This is a genomic window from Marinomonas fungiae (assembly GCF_001418205.1).
Lineage (GTDB): Bacteria > Pseudomonadota > Gammaproteobacteria > Pseudomonadales > Marinomonadaceae > Marinomonas > Marinomonas fungiae.
Window position 1 is genome coordinate 186885 of the sequence record NZ_LIQF01000006.1, and the last position, 20615, is coordinate 207499.

16 protein-coding genes are annotated in these 20615 nt (G+C 44.1%); 3 read left to right on the forward strand and 13 right to left on the reverse strand.

All coding sequences use genetic code 11. The features are described from left to right. Positions 1-29 precede the first annotated feature (29 nt). Positions 30-770 (forward strand): hypothetical protein, encoded by a 741-nt coding sequence (locus ASC49_RS11010; RefSeq protein ID WP_055463289.1) that lies wholly within the window; start codon positions 30-32, stop codon positions 768-770. 19 nt (positions 771-789) lie between these two features. Here ASC49_RS11010 and ASC49_RS11015 read toward each other — a convergent pair whose 3' ends face one another. Continuing rightward, a complete protein-coding gene (locus tag ASC49_RS11015; protein WP_245624696.1) occupies positions 790-2466 on the reverse strand; it encodes a diacylglycerol kinase family protein in 1677 nt (558 codons plus the stop codon). Between the two features lie 333 nt (positions 2467-2799). On the opposite strand from ASC49_RS11015, the gene rsgA reads away from it, so the two are divergent. Then, entirely contained in the window at positions 2800-3783 is a 984-nt protein-coding gene (rsgA, locus tag ASC49_RS11020) for a GTPase RsgA (protein ID WP_055463290.1), read from the forward strand. Positions 3784-3846: 63 nt separating this feature from the next. Here the strand turns inward: rsgA and ASC49_RS11025 are convergent, their stop codons facing one another. Beyond that, positions 3847-5220, reverse strand: coding sequence for a peptidoglycan DD-metalloendopeptidase family protein (locus tag ASC49_RS11025; RefSeq protein ID WP_055463291.1), 1374 nt, complete (start codon positions 5218-5220; stop codon positions 3847-3849). Between the two features lie 353 nt (positions 5221-5573). On the opposite strand from ASC49_RS11025, the gene ASC49_RS11030 reads away from it, so the two are divergent. Next, the gene (locus tag ASC49_RS11030; protein ID WP_055463292.1) at positions 5574-6362 is read left to right on the forward strand and encodes a formate dehydrogenase accessory sulfurtransferase FdhD; all 789 of its coding nucleotides are present in this window, start codon (positions 5574-5576) and stop codon (positions 6360-6362) included. Here ASC49_RS11030 and ASC49_RS11035 read toward each other — a convergent pair. From ASC49_RS11035 to ASC49_RS11085, 11 genes are all read right to left on the reverse strand, one after another. Next, positions 6359-7960, reverse strand: a complete 1602-nt coding sequence (locus ASC49_RS11035) for a sensor domain-containing diguanylate cyclase (protein ID WP_055463293.1) — start codon at positions 7958-7960, stop codon at positions 6359-6361. The genes ASC49_RS11030 and ASC49_RS11035 overlap by 4 nt on opposite strands. A gap of 223 nt (positions 7961-8183) precedes the next feature. After that, complete coding sequence (gene zapE / locus ASC49_RS11040) at positions 8184-9296, reverse strand: cell division protein ZapE (RefSeq protein WP_055463294.1); 1113 nt, start codon at positions 9294-9296, stop codon at positions 8184-8186. A 27-nt stretch (positions 9297-9323) separates the two neighbouring features. Further along, complete coding sequence (locus ASC49_RS11045) at positions 9324-10373, reverse strand: protein-glutamate methylesterase/protein-glutamine glutaminase (RefSeq protein WP_055463295.1); 1050 nt, start codon at positions 10371-10373, stop codon at positions 9324-9326. A gap of 17 nt (positions 10374-10390) precedes the next feature. Continuing rightward, positions 10391-11002, reverse strand: a complete 612-nt coding sequence (cheD, locus tag ASC49_RS11050) for a chemoreceptor glutamine deamidase CheD (RefSeq protein ID WP_055463296.1) — start codon at positions 11000-11002, stop codon at positions 10391-10393. 11 nt (positions 11003-11013) lie between these two features. Further along, a complete protein-coding gene (locus ASC49_RS11055) occupies positions 11014-11811 on the reverse strand; it encodes a CheR family methyltransferase (protein ID WP_055463297.1) in 798 nt (265 codons plus the stop codon). A gap of 43 nt (positions 11812-11854) precedes the next feature. Beyond that, a complete protein-coding gene (locus ASC49_RS11060) occupies positions 11855-13852 on the reverse strand; it encodes a methyl-accepting chemotaxis protein (RefSeq protein WP_055463298.1) in 1998 nt (665 codons plus the stop codon). Between the two features lie 66 nt (positions 13853-13918). Then, positions 13919-15838 carry a methyl-accepting chemotaxis protein gene (locus ASC49_RS11065; RefSeq protein ID WP_055463299.1) on the reverse strand — a complete coding sequence of 640 codons (1920 nt, stop codon included), beginning with the start codon at positions 15836-15838 and terminating at the stop codon, positions 13919-13921. A gap of 54 nt (positions 15839-15892) precedes the next feature. Further along, on the reverse strand, positions 15893-16375 hold the full coding sequence (locus ASC49_RS11070) for a chemotaxis protein CheW (protein ID WP_055463300.1): 483 nt from the start codon (positions 16373-16375) through the stop codon (positions 15893-15895). Further along, entirely contained in the window at positions 16353-18536 is a 2184-nt protein-coding gene (locus ASC49_RS11075) for a chemotaxis protein CheA (RefSeq protein WP_055463301.1), read from the reverse strand. The genes ASC49_RS11070 and ASC49_RS11075 overlap by 23 nt, the downstream gene beginning before the upstream one ends. A 36-nt stretch (positions 18537-18572) precedes the next feature. Further along, the gene (locus tag ASC49_RS11080; RefSeq protein ID WP_055463302.1) at positions 18573-18938 is read right to left on the reverse strand and encodes a response regulator; all 366 of its coding nucleotides are present in this window, start codon (positions 18936-18938) and stop codon (positions 18573-18575) included. 8 nt (positions 18939-18946) lie between these two features. Further along, positions 18947-20605 carry a fused response regulator/phosphatase gene (locus ASC49_RS11085; protein ID WP_055463303.1) on the reverse strand — a complete coding sequence of 553 codons (1659 nt, stop codon included), beginning with the start codon at positions 20603-20605 and terminating at the stop codon, positions 18947-18949. Positions 20606-20615 lie beyond the last annotated feature (10 nt).

A 20615-nucleotide genomic window follows, 5' to 3' on the forward strand; every position in this document is an offset into this window, starting at 1 on the left:
TCTTATTTACATTAGGAAACATTTCGACTATGAGGATCATTCGTACTGGTTTTGTTCTAATTCCTTTGTTGTTAGCGGCATGTTCTTTGCCGACAAAACCGACTTCCTCTGACTCCACTGCAAACGAAGTAGGTATACCCAACAACACAGAGGCTGAGCAAACATCAGAAACACAGTCTATCCAAGAGGACAAGACAGCAAAAACTGAACTTTCGAATCAGGAGCTGTTGGCGCAGTATCAATCGTTGAAAACGCTTGCTGAACAGAATATTCAAGAACTTGAGTCGCGTCTTGGACGAACCATAAACAAACCAAGCTTGTCGATTCCTTCAACAAATGATATCGCTTTACTCAAGAGCAAGGTGAGCGAGCTACAAAGTTTCACGAGTGAGTTAACAACGCAGATCGTGGCGCTAGATAAACGTGTCATGGAACGTCGTGATCAACCCAAGAAAGGCGATCAGCTACAAGTTCATCTATCAGCATTGGAAGTAGATAATCAAGCCTCATTTAAGGCGCAACCGTTAGTTGGTAATTGGATTCGTGGCGAATCAAGAGTGGTTCGTTTAAACGAAAACTTTCTAATGGGAAATGCGACATCGGAGCCGCTTAACTTAACGTATACGGAAACGTACCAAATCATCATGAATGAGAAGCTAATCGGTACATTTGGACCAAATCGAGACAAATACGAACTTGAATTTGATGCACCAACATCTGACCAAAAAGGCCAGATTATTGGCACATTAAAGATTCGTGTTCCGGATTGACATCATGAGTCGAGGAAGCCTATAGGGCTTCCTCTTCATTTTCCTCTTTCGTATCTTTCACAGAAGCTGATTTTGCTGGCACCATAACCGATAAAGACTTTGGCATCACTTCCACTACTAGTTGCTCGGCTTCCCGATTCTCCCCATCCAATACATACGACACTAGTTCTCCGTTTTTAGCCTCAAGTTTGACGCGATAAGCAGTCGCATGATGAACCCCCTCGTAATCGTGGGCTTCATAACGATTAGTTAATCCGTGTCCAACCAGTTCCAAAAGATTTAAAATTTGTGCTCGATCAGGTGACAACCAAGTCAGATCCATCTCCCCATCCATTAAGTCTGGTGCACCTCGACCTTGAGCAAGCAAGGTGGTTACTGGCGCAGCATTGGCAATAGTTAGACTCGGCGTATTAATCTCGGTCACTTCCTGATCATTCATTTGCACTTTATATACGGTACTTTTATTGTCACCTACGGCTTCAGACAGTCCTTGCAAATAGGCCAGCTGCCCACTGTTGTTTTTCTTCGCGCGGTCTGCTTTCTCAATCATTTGCTGCTCAAACCCTACCCCACATAACAGGAGCATGACTTCATCATTACAGATCGCCGTGTCAATACGGCTTTCAACCCCTTCTATCAGCGCCATACACGCTGTTTTAACGGGATTAATTTTGACCCCAAAACCACAAAGGGCATAACTCAAAGCATTCGCCGTGCCCAATGGTATGATCCCAAGTTTCACCTGCGTATTCACTAGCTCCTGAGCAACTTCAGCGACGGTGCCATCACCACCACAGGCAATAATAACATCTGGATGTTTTCGCAAGGCTTTCTGCGCCCAATAGCTGCCATTATGCTTTTCCGATGTAGTGCGGATAGTCAGGTCGTAATAAGGTGACAGAAGCTCTATTATTTGCTCTTTACTTTGTTGCCATTGTCGAGTCCCCGCCACAGGGTTAGCAATCAGCCAAGCGGTGTTATGGACTCTCAAGGCTCCTTTGTGATGCATTGTCGACAACTTATGAAACTGGCGTTTGTTTAGGTGAGCACTTTTGCGCACACTCTTAATCTGCTTGATCACTCCAGCCACAGTTCGATCTGAGTGCTGGCTCAATAAATAGGCCGCCATCATAAATACCGAACGCCCTCGCCCAAGGGCACAGTGAACAATTACGCTTCGTCCTCCTTTACGATGGGTATGAATCCAATTTAAAGCGCGTTTCACCTGTACTTCAGAAGGTGTGGAATGATCTAGAATCGGCACATTTAGATAGTCAATCCCTTCTCCAAGTAAAGTCCAATTAAGGGAGTTAAACTCGGCCGTCACATCTAACACAGCACAGATATTGTGGCTTTTCAAAAAATGGATGTCCGACGGAAATAAGCGTCGAGCTAAGAACAGCCCGGGCTCGACTTCTTGGATTGCAGGTTCTTTATCTCGACTGCGGGCGATGGCGTTAAAGCATTGTGTCGCCCATAAAAATGGCCAAAGCGTCCAACGAACAGACAAAGGGATAGAACCATCGGCCCGCTTTCTGAAAATGGAAGGGTTATTAAAGATGTACGCTAAACTCACCACAAAGAAAGACAGTGCCGCCCACCCCCAAGCACTGCGAAAATATAAGTCGGCGGTTGTTATCCCTAACAGTACAAATACTAGGGCAAGTAAAAAATACATATTCGTATGCAACAGCATATTTGGCTCCTCCTACTCCGCTAACTTATCCGACTATCCTTTTACAAAGGTCGGCTTCTCCTTCAATACCATAACCATAAGACATTCATTCGTAAATCTTTGCTGAGGATATCGCTATTTTTATGCATTTTAGAGACAAAGAAGAAAGCCTATAAAAAACACCAAAAATACATTTTTCCTGATTAAACACTGTGCTAATCTCGATTTTTGTTGGCTAGAAGTTATTGACCATTCTTTAACCATAGCCAATTGTTCACGGGAAGAGCGACTTTTGCATTCTAGTGGCTTTTCTTTATCAAGTTCGTTGGTGCTTTTGCACCTGGAGTTATCTTAATGGATGCATCTATCTCTTTGTTTGAACTAGGATGGCAAACCTATTTCCAACAGCAGTTGTCATTGGATGACCTAGAAGCGCATAAAATTGCACGTGTTTGCCGAGTGGAACCGTCCAATTACACCTTACTTTCTGAGCAAGGTCTCATCAGTTTAGCAGTACAACCCTCGCAACCGAATATGACAATCGGTGATTGGGTGATCGTTAACTCTGATAATCAGTTCGTCCGTAAATTGGATCGCAGCGCCCTTTTCAATCAAGAGCAAAAGCTTATTGCTTCCAACATTGATACGGTATTGATCGTAAGTGCACTTGATGACAATTTTAATATTGAACTGATTAAGCGCTACCTTGAATTAGTACATGAAGCAGAGTCTGACGCAATTGTCGTGTTAACCAAGGCTGATTTGTGTGACGAAACGGAAGTGGATGAGAAGCGGGATCGCGTTCAGCGCCTCAACCCTTTACTTATGATAGAAACTGTTAATACCAAGTCGGCAGAGCCTGTGGAAGCGCTAAAAAGCTTCTTTAAGAAAGGTAAGACAATCGCTATTCTTGGTGCACCGGGTGCGGGTAAGTCCCGTTTAGTGCGTAGCCTAATTGATTTAGATGATGCCAACACTCATTTTAGCGTTGCGCAAGACTCATTATTCCGCCTTCCAAATGGCTCCGTTCTATTAGACTCCCCAGAGTTACGAGAACTACAAGCGAGTGAGGCGATGAGCTCTGCATCAGGACTTGAAGTGGTTGCTAAGCTTGCTGAGAAATGCCGTTTCAATGACTGTACACACAGCAATGAGCCAGGCTGCGCGGTGAGAAAAGCACTGGATGACGGTGAAGTTGAAGAGCAACGCGTGAAAGCTTTTAAACGTGCGAATTTCTCTTATGATGAAGATAGCTCATCCAAATCTAAGCCTCACGATAAATTCCATCGTAGTGCTCACTCAGACGCACGTGCTCGGAAGCACAGCATTACTGAGTAATCCTTTGATATAAAAAAACCTGCTTCATGCAGGTTTTTTTATATCCCCTAATACCGTCTAGCTTTACAATAACTCTTTGGCATTCATCATTTCAGTCCAAGCCGCAATTGAGCGGTCAAACTCGCCTCTTTCAGCTTTTGGAATCGATGACATGGTCGGAATTTTGGCTGTCATAGGATTAACTGGTCGACCGCCAATATGCAGCTCATAATGCAAGTGAGGGCCTGTTACACGGCCAGTAGAGCCAGATAATGCAATAACCTGGCCCCGTTTCACTCGCTGCCCTTTTTTCACTAAAATTTTACTCAAGTGCAGAAAACGCGTGCTGTACTTACCAATGTTATCGATGTCGATGTACTTGCCAGCATAGCGGTGATTTGCTGTACGCGTCACCACACCATCTCCAGTCGCAAGCACCTGCGTACCATTTGGCGTAGCGAGGTCAGTGCCATTATGTGGCGCGGGTCTTCCGGTAACAGGGTGCAACCGATTTGGATTAAAGCCCGAGCTCACTCTATAGTTTGCCGCTGTGGGCCAGCGACGTAAAGCTGGCGTTAAACTGTTGCCATTTTCATCATAAAAACGGCCATCAGAGCTATTTAAGAACGCCTGATAAAACTGTCCACGCACCTTAATACGCACGGCTTCCACTTGCTCCGAACCAACCGTTTCACCGTCGACATCACCTTGCTTAAGAACTACATCAAAGGCATCCCCTGCGCGAATATCACGACGAAAATCAAGCCGCCCTTTTAACAAGTCACTAATTGTCATGACGTTAGCATCGGACAATCCCGCACGTTTTGCAGACAAATAAAAGCTGCCCTCTACCGAACCATGCTTGGTAAACTGGCTCCAACTAATAGGCTTGAGCTCTTCTTTGTAAACAAAACCACCATTGTCATGCTGAACGTACGCAATCGTTTTACTGGGGTCAATTTTACGAGAGATTCGCACTAATTCATCTTTTTCATTGGTTTCAAAGCGCAGACTGTCCCCAACTTGAAGAGGTTCTAATACCAAGTATTCCTGATCTGCCTCTAATATGTTGTAAAGCGTTGCAATCGGAAAGCCATAGCTTTGAAAGATGCCTTCTAAGGTATCGCCAGATTTAATCAAATGCTCCACCTGACGAGGCTTTGGTACTGATTGAGCCACTTGATCCACTAGGGAAACCTCTTCGCCTTCGCGTACGCCAATCTCTGGCGGTGCTAAAGAATCCAGCGAGGGAGGCGGCGGCACATTAGCTATCTGGGTTGTAATAGGCGTCAGCACTATGCGACTGTTAGGCAACGCCTCATAGTTAGCCGCCCGCTCGTCGTCCTCAACAGTCCCTTCATAAATAATTAAAAATAATACAAAGACTGATACTAAGACCAGAGCCCAAAGTCGCGGGCCACGAGGTAGCCAACTTAGTTTCCTTTTCGGTTGAACCATAGAGAGTAAACTTCATTCCAGGGCAGCTCTCTGCTGCCAAAATAAATTATTAATATCATTCTAATCAGGCAATATACCCGAGCTTGTTATAAGTCTGCCACATCTTGCCTGAGTCTCATTAAAAATGACAGTCCATCAGACCAAGCAGGAGCATGAAATCGTATCCATTACACGATCTTGATACACGACAATAGCTATGATCACGTCAGCTCGCACTATAACTAGGTAAAGGTAAGCAAGCCTTACAGAATAACTAGCAAAGTCAGTTAGCTGTCTTAATCAGACATGTTCTAACACCTAATTTTAGGATACATTGGAGGCTCTCTTCTCGTTCTAGTAGGCGTTACTTTTCCATGAAGCAGCTTGGCACCCAAACTCAGTTTTACTCAAATCAAGACGGTCAGTTTGAGATAGAACTTGTACAAGAAGTTCCTATTGCAATCAGCATCAATGACCTCAACTACGCTGTCATTATGATTACACCCGTAGACGTGGAAGCCTTTATCGTCGGCTTCGCCTACTCTGAAGGCTTAATTATCCAAGCGAATGAAATACTCGATATTGATATTAACCATGTCACCAGCGAACTTGAAGATGTGCCAACACACATTGATGCCAACATAAAACTGACTGGCCGTGCTCAACATCGCTCCTCCGGGATCATGCGCCAACGAAAAGGAACCAGCGGCTGCGGGCTCTGTGGTATAGAAGCCATCGAACAAAGCTTTCCACAACTCGCTCCCCTTACAGCCAGCCCTTCTCTAAAAGATCAGCAATGGCTTGCAGCCAAACAACATTTCTCTGAACACCAAGAAGTCGGCGGTATATCTGGCGCTATTCATGGCGCTATGTTGCTGGACGCCGAAGGTCAATTTCTATGTTTTGCAGAAGACATTGGCCGTCATAACGCTTTAGACAAACTAATTGGTAAAGCACTTTTAAATCAGATACCGCTAGCAGATATGCATATATTAATGAGCAGTCGTTGTAGTACCGAATTAATTCTAAAAGCAGTACGAGCCAAAGTAGCTAGCCTTGGTCATCTCGCTTCTCCAAGCACCTTGGCGGTAGCTCAAGCGAAACAGTACGGCCTTCATCTCATTCATATCCCTAGGCAAGCAACACCACGTTATTACAACTAATGATCGGAAGACTTTGAGCTAGAAACGTGATCCGAGAAACAAACACAATTTCTGCCCGCGTTTTTAGCTTTATACAGCGCTCTATCCGCTTGTTTAATCGCCAGATCAATATTCTGCATGGTCACGCTCTCATGAACGCATCCTAAGCCAACGGATACCGTAATACGCTGAACTTTTGGCATCTGCGTACTGGCAATGCTCTCACGTAGAGATTGTGCAAGATTAAACGCTTTTTCAGCATTGGTGTTCGGCAAAAACACCAAAAACTCTTCCCCTCCTACACGGCAGGCAATATCACCTTCACGTATAAAAGTTTTCATTTGAAACGCTAGCTGCTGGATCACTAGATCCCCCACATCATGACCGTAGCGATCATTCACGGCCTTAAAGTGATCAATATCTAATGCTAGCACTGAGAAAGGTTCATTGTTCGCTTCAAACTCATCCAGTAATCGCTGCATACCGCGCCGATTATACAAATTGGTTAACGGGTCAGTTTGACTAACCGTATCAAGTTGATGAATTTTATCGTTCAACAAACCAATAGCATTCAACACCGCCATTTTTAATTGGGACGCTTCATAATACCAAGAACGAATGGCCAAAATACTTTGCTGAACATCTTTCTCATTGACTCTTTCAGCATTGCGAGCAAGTTGTCGTAGCGGTCGGGAAATGAGCAAAGCCAAAAACCAGATCACGATTAAAGTCAGTATTGCAAGTGGCAAACTTTGCCAAAACACCCTCATTAAATGCTCATCCAAAGAAGCCAATACCTGCTCTCTTGGCTTCTGCACCACAACGCCCCAATTGGCGGCACGTACTGGTGCAAAGCCTGCCAACATATCGATCCCTTTAGAATTACGACCTTCTGCACTGCCTTCGAAACCTGTCATGGCTTTCTGCACAAGCGGCATCTGCGCCACATTTTCCCCAACGCGCTCAGGATCGATGTGGAACAGTAACTCTCCGTATTGATCAACCACATACAAGTAAGAGTGATCGGTAAAGTAATGCTCTCTCATCAGGCGGGATAGAGAGCCATTCTTATCTAAATAGATCGTGCCAGCGATGTAGCCCAAATATTGGCCATCTTCGTTCCAAATAGGGTGAGAAATACTAATAATCGTATGACCAGATATAGAATGAAAAGGGTTACTGATTAAAGGTTTACGTTCATAAAATGATTGACGAGTATTTTCGGGCAGCACGTATCCTTTACTGATGGTTGTTTCAGGATAAACCGCCATCACTTCAGCTTTACTGTTCACCACAATCGCAGAGTTAAACACGTCTAACTGATTGACCAACCGATACACTTCCTCATCGGCTTTAACACTTGTTAGAGGCTCTTTAGCGAATAAGCTCGCACTAAAAGCAATCGAATGTTGCGCGGTATTTAGCATCATCTGAGCCGACTCCGCGACTTTCGATGCATAGCGCTGATTTGCAATTAGAGTATTCTCGACAAGTAGCGTACGCTGCACGTTATATATCGCTAAATAACTATTGCCTAATGTTACTAAAACACTGCCAACGGTTAAAAGAAGAATCAATCGACGCAAATCAGCGCGAAGAACATATCGTAATAGCAACATCTAATACTCGTAATTCGGTTGGCATTGCTGCGTCCACAACAACGCTTGAATCAGTTAGAACGCCTCGCCTTCGGAACTTTCGCCCGTAAACTCGCGCCTGACATTTTGTGCGTATATAAATAACGCGCTAAGCAACCAGTCGAGCGTTCACAAGTACAAGTGTAAACCATCTCATCAGTATAGTGAGATGACGACTCATCTTTTAAATAAGACGCGTGCCTTATCAGTATATATAACCAGCCGTTTGCATTTCAGAAATACGGCTGAATGTCCGCTGAAATTCAAATAACAAGATACCGTTGCTATATAAGCTCTCTAAGGCAACATCCGACTGAAACAGCATTTTAATACGCTGATCATAGCATTCATCTACCAGACTAATAAAACGCCTCACGGCATCATCATGAATGCCTTGAGACACTTCTCGCTCTCCTGTCTGACCAGAACCAACGGCTCCGTCTTCGGTTCCACGGGCTTTGATGTGCTCGAACGGTGTCCCACTCAATTCAGGAATATTAGAAACAACAATACAGCTATACTCTTGTGCTAGGCGGATGTAATCTTGGGCAGAGCGTGGGCTGACACACAAATCTTTAAAGTCACACCATAAAATGGATTCCGATTGCTGCAGGTAAGGTAGCTCGCGATGATTAACTCGGATTGTACCCTGCAAACTTGAGCGCTCTCCAAATAAGCTACTCATACATGTATTGAACTCAGACTGGCAGGTAAAAAATATCTTTTGGTCCGCCGGTAGGCGAAAGCGATGGTCTTTTTTTCCGGCGAAGTGAAAACTTAACAATCGAGATTCCAGCACATCAATGGTTGGTGCGAAGCGGTCCTTCTGCAGCTGATTTTGAAATAGCCCTGAGATTGGAATATTAGAGGTAGCAACCAAATAGCACCCCTCATCAAACAACCCTTGAATTAAATTTCCTAACAACATGGCATCCGCAATATCAGAGACAAAGAACTCATCGAAGCAAATAACTTTGACCTCACGGGCCATGCGCGCAGCGATATGACGCAATGGATTTGCGACACCGAAAGTTGTATTCAACTCTCGGTGCAGGTCACTCATAAAATGATGGAAATGCTGGCGCCGCCCGATTCCGTCAGGTAAGGACTGGAAAAAAAGATCCATAAGCATGGTTTTACCACGTCCTACACTGCCCCATAAATAGACCCCTAAGCTAGGATTGTGCGGGATGCCCTCATGGCTTAGCTGTTGCCATAAAGTATCGAGTGCCGCGAGTGCATCGGCCTGAAAAGCATCATTTTCGATCTCTCCCGTTTGTACTCGCTGACGGTAAAGCTCAGAAGGTGGATTTAACATTTATCAATAAATCGTGTCATAGAGGCATTAAGAAGGCAATCCAGCTTTATGGTGCTTCAACCCTGAAATAAGCGCTGCCCCAACATCTTCGAGTGCTGCAACTTGATTAACTGCATCCAACGCGATAGCAGCTCTCGGCATACCGAATACAACGCAGCTCTCTTCATCTTGGGCAACGGTAAAACCGCCATTATCATGGATTTTCTTCATCCCCTCCGCACCATCTTTGCCCATCCCCGTTAACAAGGCGGCTAAGGAAAATTTCCCTACTTCCGTAGCAACGGAATCAAACAGAACATCGACAGAGGGACAATGACCACTGACCTTCTCTCCTTTAAAGACATCGGTATAAAGAAGATTGCCCTTTCGAACCACACGCATATGGAAGCCCCCAGGTGCTAAAAAAGCATAACCTGGTCGTAGCTGTTCACCACCTTGCGCTTCAATTACAGTGAAATCCGTCGTGCGACTTAAGCGATCCGCATAAGTGGTAGTAAAGCCTGCGGGCATATGCTGAGTCATGACCACAGCGAAGTTCTGGGCAGGCAACTGCTGTAAAACACTGTTAATCGCCTCCGTCCCACCAGTAGAAGCGCCGATAGCAATCACTCGATTAACATCTACAGCAGAAGAAACTGGCTTTCTTGGCTCGCGGCGAGCATGACCAACATGACTTCGAGCGGCCATCTTGACTTTACTAACCAGCGTAGTCGAATATTGCTGGAACATGGAAATATCGTTGATCACAGGCTTTGCAATATAATCAACCGCACCTAATTCAAGGGCCTTCAAGGTAATTTCCGCCCGAGCACGCGTCAGTGTAGAGATCATAATCACAGGTGTGGGCTTGGCTTTCATCAACACTTCGAGAAAGCGGATACCATCTACTTCTGGCATTTCTACGTCTAAAGTAATGACGTCAGGAGCGAGTTGGTTCACTAGTTTTTTGGCTTCAAAAGCGTCTTTTGCAGCCCCAACGACAGAAATATCCTTATCAGAGTTGAGAACTTCAGTTAACAACCTTCGAATAAGTTCAGAGTCATCAACGACTAATACTCGAATGGGTTGATGTGACATACAACTTGTTACCTTAATCAGAATAGATCAATATCACCTGAATCAGTCTGGCTTTCAACAACCGCCTGCTTGTAGCGAAGCTCGTTGTCGATTAACTCATCGTCATAGTGATTCTTCAGTTTTTTCATTAACGCTCTGCCAGAGACAGGAAAGAAGTTTATGCGTCTAGGATAGATATCCAGCAAATCAGAAGCATCCACAGGAATGCCTTCGTTCTTTAAATATGACTGAATAAACTCAGCGTTATTTTTACCAACATTGTTGTGTACCATACCGCGAATCACTGCCCCACCACCAAAAATCTTAGCACGGAAGCGATCACGGCGTCCGCCCAACTTTACAAGATGGTTAATCAGCATCTCCATAGCGTATACACCATAACGGCCAGATGCAGATAAAAGATCATTTGGATCACCTTCAGGTAACAAAAAATGATTCATACCACCGACTTTAGAAATGGGGTCATACAAACAAACAGCAACGCATGACCCCAATAAAGTGGTGATCATCATGCTTTCAGATGTGGCGAAATATTCTCCCGGCAACACCTTCATTGCGTCACTTTCAAACTGACGATCAAAGTAACGTCTAGTCGCCAAGTGCTCTTGTGCAGCTTCTTTTAATGCCATACTGAGCCTCCTTATACTTTGCGATATGCAGTACGACCAACTGGTTTCATCAGGTGCCCCAAATGATTGAAGTTTTCTGAATGACCAGCGATGTACAGTCCGCCGGGCCGTAACTTTTCAAGCAGCTTCTCAAGAATCTGTACTTGTGTATCTTTGTCGAAGTAAATCATCACGTTGCGACAAAATATCACGTCCAACCCTGGTTGAATGGGATAGCTATTATCGAGCAAGTTTACTTTTCTGAACTCAACTAAATCACGCAACTGAGGCACCACTTTGGCATGCCCTAAATTTGCCCCTTTACCGCGTAGAAAAAAGTTCTTCTTGTTTTCTATAGGATCCACTTTATCAATTGGGTAGACCCCCATACTGGCTTTTGTTAGTACATTACTATCGATATCCGAGGCGATCAAACGACTGGAAATATCAAAGCGCCCAAAGGCCTTTACTAAAGTCATCGCGATAGAGTAAGGCTCTTCTCCTGTACTGGAGGCTGCACACCATAGACGCTCACAACGCTCCCCCGAATGGATAAACTCTTGCAACATGTCAAAATGATGAGGCTCTCGGAAGAATGACGTCAAGTTGGTCGTTAACGCATTAATAAAATGTTCTTGCTCATTTGGATGAGTTTCTAGGTAATTTAAATACTGCTTAACTTCCTTTAAGCCTAATTTACGTATACGAGGAGCAAGCCGACTGTAAACCATAGATTCCTTACTGTCGGCAAGATTAATTCCTGCTAGAGCACGAAGCTCTGAGCGGACTTTATTAAAGTCCGCATCCGTGTAACCAAACTCACGAGCCATAGTGACGACGACCTGTGCAATAGTGGTGGGAAAGCCGCTTTAATTAATGCCCTTGCGTCAGCTGAAGCGTCGGTACAGAACCACGCTTAATATTGAAGCGCTGAACGTTCTGCTGCAAATTAAAAGCTTGCGAACGCATGCTGTCCGCGGCGGCGGCAGCTTCTTCAACAAGTGCGGCGTTTTGTTGTGTCATCTCATCCATCCGCACCACGGCTTGGTTAATTTCATCCAAACCAGTTGCTTGATCAGTGGATGCTGACGCTACTTGTGACATCAGATCGTTAACACGCATAATTGCCGACTCGATCTGCTCCATGATTTGACCTGACTGATTGACAAGCTTGTTGCCGTCTTCCACTTTCGATACCGAGTCAGAGATCAATTCTTTGATATCTTTCGCAGCATTTGCAGAACGTTGAGCAAGCGTACGAACTTCTGACGCCACCACTGCAAAACCGCGCCCTTGTTCACCCGCGCGAGCCGCTTCTACTGCAGCATTTAACGCTAGAATATTGGTCTGGAAAGCAATGCCGTCGATAATGCTAATAATGTCGGCAATCTCGCGTGATGCATCATTTATCGATGACATAGTCGCGACGACTTGCTTAACCTGCTCACCACCTTGCTTCGCCACTTTCGATGCATCATTTGCCAAGCTACTTGCGCTACGCACATTCTCAGATGTTTGGCGCACATTGCCTGTCATTAGATCCATACTCGAAGCCGTTTCTTCAAGGCTTGACGCTTGACTTTCAGTTCGAGCTGATAGGTCAGAGTTACCTTGCGCAATCTCAGACGCTGCATGGTTAATAGTTTCCGCAGCATCTTGAATTTCAGCAATCATACTGGTCAGGTTTTCACAGGTTTCATTACAGAAACGTTTTAAGTTATCAAATTGTCCCTGATAATCTTCTGTGATTCGCTGTGTCAAATCACCTTCAGACATAGCCATCAATACTCGACCCACGTCTGCAAGTCCGTGATCGGCCGTACTCATCAATTGATTTAGAGCCTTCGCCATGAACAGCATAAAGCCTTTCTTGTCCTCTTCTTTTGCTCGAATCGTAAAGTTACCTGCAGCAGCCTCTTCTACAAGATGACTAATTTCTTTCTCAGACTGCACTTCGCTCGTACGATCAGCCCATTCAACAACTGAACCAATGCGCTGTCCATTCCTATCAAAAATTGGATTGGCAATAAGGCGAAAATGTAGATTAGCCACTTTAATTTGAGCTTGGTGGACCTTTTCCAAAGAAGCCAAAAGATCTGCCTGATGTGATGGATTCTTGTGGAAGATATCCATCGTCGAGCCAACAATGGTATCAACGTTAAAATGCGGTAAAACTTGTCGTAGTTCACCCTCTACACCGCGCAACATTGTTTCCACAGATTTGTTCATATAAACAATCTTGCGTTCAGAGTCCGCGATCATGACGTTGGTAGAAGTTGCGTTCAGCGCTTGAAGAATACGATTTGACTCAAGCTCGCGAGCTAGGTTCGCTTGATTGGCCTGATCTAATTCAGCCTGTTTACTTTTAAGATCCATAGCTACTTTCTGTAATGGCTTAATTAAACTTGCAAAAGCACCATCACTGTTAAGCCTAGCGACATCTTCATAGCGTCCCGCTGAGATCGCTAAAACCATGGTAGAGATTTGGCTAACTAAAGTTGTGAAACTCGTAGCAATCCACAAAATCAACAATATCGCGATAATACCTGCCCCGATAGCAAGATAAGCACTAGAAGCACCTTGCTCTTCCGTTTGGACATTTACTAATTGAGGCAGTACATCAGCAAACAAGCCATCTACCACTGCGCTTTGTTGCTGAAACGCCTGAGCCGCAGAGATCGAGTCTGTCGCCGCTCGCGATTGGATAAGTTGATAAGTCATGGCTAACTCATCCAATCGAGCCTGTAATTCGGTTGACACACTGACATCAGAGCCATTACTGCCTTTGAATAAGCTATAAGAAGGCAAGCCAATAGCAAAGACCGTTACCAACACCAGTAATATAAATTTCACAGACAACTTAGTACTCAAAATAGTTCACCTACGCAAGCCCGTTAAGGACAGCTATTCAACGATTAATAACCTTAAATCTCTTCCTTAAAATTCTTCCCAGCCATCATCATCCTGAACAGTTGGCTTCGGCAAAGGCTTGCTCGGCGCAGGTATTTTTTGCGCCTCTGCCTTTGGCTTAGTTAAAGGTTTCTCCACAACTTCCCGTTTTTTCAAGGCTGGTTTTGAAGCAGGGACTGCTCGTTTAGGAGCCGTTAAAGCCGCTCTAGAGCTAAATGATGAAGCGGTATGGCTCTCATCAATCACAAACTGACTCATATTCGTTGCAAGTTGGTCCGCTTGATTTAAAAGACTTTCCGAAGCCGCTGCCGCCTCTTCCACCAAGGCAGCATTCTGTTGCGTCATTTCGTCCATTTGAGTCACAGCCTTGCCAATTTCATCCAATCCCGAAGACTGTTCAGAAGAGGCAGACGAAATATCATTCATGATGCTGCTAACTTTCTTAATGGCGCCAACAATCTCTTTCATGGTATCGCCAGACTTATTCACTAACTCATTGCCTACCGCAATTTTAGAGCCTGATTCAGAAATCAATCCTTTAATATCTTTGGCAGCATTCGCAGATCTTTGCGCCAATGTCCGAACCTCGGAGGCTACTACTGCAAAACCACGACCTTGCTCGCCAGCACGTGCCGCCTCTACCGCAGCATTTAGCGCCAATATATTGGTTTGGAAAGCAATGCCATCGATCATACCAATGATGTCTGAAATTTTTTGCGACGATTCATTAATCGAGGCCATCGTTGCGACGACTTGATCAATCAATTCTCCGCCATCGGTGGCAACCGATACCGCATTCGAAGCTAAAGCCGACCCTTGCTGAGCATTGTTAGAGTTTTGTCGAACAGTACTGGTTAGCTGCTCCATACTAGAAGCGGTTTCTTCAAGATTCGCGGCCTGCTGTTCGGTTCGACGCGAGAGGTCTGTGTTACCATTTGAGATCTCACGAGCACCCAAATAAACTGCGTCAGAAGCACTTTTAATCTGAGTAATCACATCAGTCATAGTGACAAGTAAAGCATTCACACCTTGGCATAAACTTAACAGCGACCCTGACTTACCCTCGAGAGGAACACGTTGAGTGAGATCATTTGAAGTAGCGGCTTCAATCGCCTCATTCACCTGTTCCACTGCACTTTGTAATTGCTGCTCTGCTTCTACTTGCGAGGTAATATCCGTCGCGTATTTTACAACTTTGTAAATATTACCTAACGCATCTCGAATAGGGCTGTAATTGGCTTGAATCCAAATCACCTTGCCGTCTTTACGTACTCGAGGAAAACGGCCAACAAAATGTTCACCAGCGTTCAGTTTTCGCCAGAACTCTCGGTACTCTTCGGACTGACGAAAGTTTGCATCGACAAACATACTGTGATGTTTTCCACGCACCTCTTCGGCGGTATAGCCCAATGCATTTAGAAAGTTATTATTGGCTTCATAAATAACACCCTCTAAATTAAATGAAATCACAGCTTGGGCATTTGAAATAGCCTCCAACTGACTCGCATAGTCAGCCGCTTGATTTTTCTTTTCAGTAATGTCCGATGCAAACTTCACTACTTTAAAAGGTTTGCCATTTTCATCAAAGATTGGGTTATAGCTTGCTTCAATCCAAATACGCTTACCTTGTTTGGTAATACGACAGAACTCACCCGCTTGGAATTGACCCGCAGCCAAGTTAGCCCAAAAAGCACGGTATTCGTTGCTATTACGAGAAGCATCGTCAATAAACAAGGAGTGATGCTTTCCTACTACTTCATCAAGCGAATAACCCAATGCATTTAAGAAGTTATCATTGGCATATAGGATCGTTCCCTTTAGATCAAACTCAATGACAGCTTGTGATTTAGACAGAGCTTCAAGTTGGCCACGTAGATTTGTCAACTCATCTTGAGAAACAATTACCTGACCAGCTTCTAACGGTTTAGCAAATAAGCCTTTAAACATAATATTTAGCCTTCCTACCTAAGTTGGTTCATCTAATGGCAACACTGCTGTCAATCAAGCAGGCTCGAAAATACCTAATTCATCACTAGAGATCAGTGCTTCAATATCGACAATAATCACCATGCTATCTTCTAACGCAGCTAATCCATGGAGGTACTGGCTGTCAAAAGCTACACCAAATTCTGGCGCGGGTCGGATCTCTTCATCTTCTAGATTCATCACATCGGACACACCATCAACCACGATGCCGACGATTCGATCATGGATGTTTAACATGATCACGATGGTCCATTCATTATACGTCGGCTCGCCAATACCGAATTTAATTCGCAAATCGATAATTGGGACAATATCGCCACGCAAATTAATCACCCCTTTAATAAAACTTGGGGCATTTGCTATTTTAGTTGTGGCTTCATAACCGCGAATCTCTTTCACAGTCATAATGTCCAGTGCATAGGTTTCATCGCCTAAAACAAAGGTCAAAAACTCTCTCGTTGGCATAATTGAAACATTACCCTGCTGCTCTGACGGCATAAGATGGGCCTCCTAAATCTGAACTAATAAACTGCGTCAATGAATCGACATCAAGAATCAGCGCAACACCGCCATCCCCCATAATAGTCGCTCCAGCCACACCATCGACACGGCGATAATGACGTTCCAAACTTTTAATAACGACTTGTTGCTGACCAACAAGTGTATCTACCACTAACCCAAAGCGGCTCTTTGAAGTTTCTACAAGCACAATGATGTACTCGGACAAATCAAAGTTATCAATACTGTCATCACGACCGCCAAGCACCCGACCAATATCAACTAAGGGCCAATATTCATCACGTGCCCATAGTATTTTGCTGCCTTTGATCACTCGAATTTGCTCAGCCATTGGTTGAATACTTTCAATAATATTCACCAAAGGTACGACGAAAATTTGATCTTCGGCTTCAACACACATGCCATCAAGAATCGCGAGCGTCAGCGGTAAACTGATCACAAACTCAGTACCTATGCCGGGTGACGAGTTGATCTCAACACGCCCCCCCAGAGATTCAATATTTCGACGTACCACATCCATCCCTACTCCACGGCCCGAAATATCCGTCACTTCTGCGGCGGTTGAAAACCCTGGTGCAAAAATAAGTTGCCACACGGCGTCATCTGTTAGTGGAGAAGGTAATTCAATGCCCTTTTCTTCGGCTTTAGCAACAATACGCTCACGGTTTAAACCTGCGCCATCGTCTAGGATAGAGATCACAATCTCGCCACCTTTTTGCATCGCCGATAGGCGCACAGTACCTTTCTCGACTTTGCCAGAGGCTTTGCGGACTTCCGCGGTTTCGATCCCATGATCAACACTGTTGCGAATCAAGTGAGTAAGTGGATCGGAAATTTTCTCCACTAAGTTCTTATCTATTTCGGTGTTCGCGCCTTCGATGACCAATTCAATTTGTTTACCCATCTTAGTAGACAAATCCCGAACAAGGCGCGGAAAACGGTTAAAAACAAATGAAATCGGTAGCATTCGAACCGACATTACCGCTTCTTGTATCTCACGAGTGTTGCGTTCAAGCTCAGCTAAAGCGCCCATCATTTTTTCGGCAACACTTTCTTGAACTTCATTACCAATCAAATTCAACATCGATTGCGTAATAACAAGCTCACCAACTAAGTTAACCAGTTTATCAATCTTAACGGTTTCCACTCGAATACTGGTCGCTTCGACATTTTTAGTCTCATTAGTCGATGCTTTTACCGGTTTTGCTCGACTTTTTGTCGCTGTACTTAACTCTTCTGTCGAAGCTTTTTCATCCTTCGGATAAATCCCATAGCCTTTAGCATCATCGATTTTGTCTTGTTCCTGACGAGCCTTCATCGCCTCATCAAAGAAACCATATCCTTCACCCTCTTGGGTTCGCTTAACATCAGGCACACCAATATCAGGGGCTTGAGGCTGACTTTGAGCCGCCTCATCACTATCCGATATCTCTACACTTTCAAAAAAACCGAAGCCTTCAATTTCCTCTGAGGTTGTTTTCTCATCGGCAGCAACCGTACCTGGCGCATCGTCGAAAAAGCCAAAACCTTGGTCTTCTTCACCACTTTCCGCCATATCTTCATCAAAAAAGCCAAAGCCTTGTTCATCATCCGAGTTCGATGGTGAGCCAGCCTCATCATCAAAGAAGCCAAAACCTTCGTCTTCTAAAACCTCAGTCGTTTCAGATTCTTCGAAAAAGCCAAAGCCTTCATCTTCATCATTGGCGGTAGTGTTAGCTGCTGAAGCATCGGTCGCAGAACCCTGCTGAGCCATGGCTTGTGCCAATTCTGTTTCTAAGCGGGCCTTACTCGACTCTATGATGTCCCAGTCAATCTCTTCGTCATTACGGTAGCTATGAAGGATATCTTTCAGCACATCAACCGTTTCAAGTAACACCGTGATCAACTCATTGGTTAACTCGAGCTCTTCATTACGAGCACGGTCCAACATGTTTTCCATCACATGTGTTAAGCCAGTCATCGCATTAAAGCCAAAGATGGCACTGCCCCCCTTAATAGAGTGGGCAGCGCGGAAGACACTGTTAAGCACCTCAATATCAGGCTCAACCACGTCATAGTCCAACAACATGGTTTCCATTGTCTCTAAGTGCTCTTGTGCCTCATCAAAAAAGGCTTCATTGAACTGACTTAAGTTATCCATCAAACTCTCCGAAAAGACCTACGTTGGCTTTCATCGTTAGCGCAATACTTTCGATACCACTTCTAGCAGTTTTTTAGGATCAAATGGTTTTACCATCCAGCCAGTTGCGCCTGCCGCCTTGCCTTTTTGCTTCATCATATCGCTTGCTTCAGTGGTCAGTACGATAAGAGGCGTACGAGCATAAGCAGGCATAGCACGTAGAGATTTAATTAAAGTAATGCCATCCATGTTCGGCATATTCTGATCCGTTAATACGAAGTCGTAGCGTTCCGTCTTACAAAAATTCAATGCTTCTTGGCCATCTTTAGCGGCTTTAACAGTGTACCCAGCCCCTTTTAAGGTCATTTCAACCATTTGACGTACAGATGGTGAATCATCAACGATAAGCAGCTTCTTGCTCATAAAGTCCTCTAATAATCTAAAGTAACGTGGGTCGTATTTGTGTTTTGATCATAACTGAATGTATGACAAAGAGAAGTAATTAACTTTAACCCCCTGCCATAAGCTACGTCATTACCCAAATCTTTTAATTTTTCTATGGCATAACCAGAGCCACTATCGCTCAATTTCACGGTGAGCTTTTGAGATGTCTCATCCCAAGCAAGCTTCACTGTGACTTTATCTGTCGCCGCGATAGTTGCTTGCTTCTCTTCTCTTATGGAGAGATAGGCAATAAAATCTTCTTCTTTTAATTTCGATGGAATATGAAAAATCCCATGGTCAACAGCATTGACAAATAACTCTGTCAAAACTGTAAATGTTTTTTGACAAAAATCCTTATGGAACCCATAAGTGCCTAGCAACTCAGCAATATTGTAGGCAAACTTTTCATTATTTAATGCGTTACCCGTTAATTCAAATTCAAAACTAAAAGAACCAGGTAGCGGCTTAGATAACGCTTCAACTTGTTTAAGTTCTTCCCTTAACAAAGCTAAGTCTAGAACAGCCAACGTCATATCATCGTGATCATTCAAATCGTTGGTAAAGTTCTCATAGCTGTGCATCATTGATAGCAAGCTTTCTGGATCATCTAAATTAGCGGCAATGATGTCGTAGGTTTCGCCAAATGATAGGCTACGGCCATCCATCACTTTATTCTCAATAAGACCATCGCTAAATAAAGCGATCTTGCTGATCTTATCTAGCTCAAACACTTCCATTTTTGTGCTAACAAGGTCATCAGGAAGAATACCAATTGCCACATGATGCGATGTGACTTTACGAAGGCTGCCATCATTATCAAACATCAAAACCGCGGGCATGCCACCATTCCAAATGCGAATAGTGTTATCAGACAAAGAAAGCTCAAGCAAAACAGCGGCGACAAAGCGGTTCTGGGGAATACATTGACTATGCTTCGCACTCAGCTCTTTAAGAATGGCTCCCAATGACAAGCCTTTTGACACCATCGCAGCGAAAGTAGACACCAATGGATAAATCGTTAGCGCTGCAGCCATTCCATGCCCAGTTGCGTCCGCCAATAAAACAATCAAATTGCCATTTGGGGCTTTGGCTGATAATAACATGTCACCACAAAACTTACCGGAAGAGCGTATGACGGTATTCAGACCATTCACTTTAGTCGTATGTACTTTCAAAATGTGGTTGTACACATAATGAGCTAACTCTTCTTCTTGCTCTTTCTCATGAGCAATGCGTTGATACATTTCGTTTGCATCAAATAAGGCACGTTCAGTGATTGAGTTTCGAATAAAATTTCGCACACGACTGGCCAATAAAATAGGATGCACAGACTTATTAATAAAATCCCTAACACCTAGATCAAAAAACTCAGCTACTCGATTTTGCTCATAATCACCAGTCATCACCAAAATAGGTATTAATGGATGGCTTACGCGAAGTTTTTCCACTAATTGCGTAGAGTCACCGTCTGGCAAATGGACATCCAGAAGAAACAACGCAATGTCATGCTCAGGAATTAAAGCCTTAGCTTCCGCAATAGTCTTTGCAGTAATTGTTTTAATGCCTTGAGCGGATAGCGACTTAGAAACAATCAAGCATGTACTAATATCATCTTCCAGAATGAGAACGCAATTTTCTAAAGACATAATAATTTAA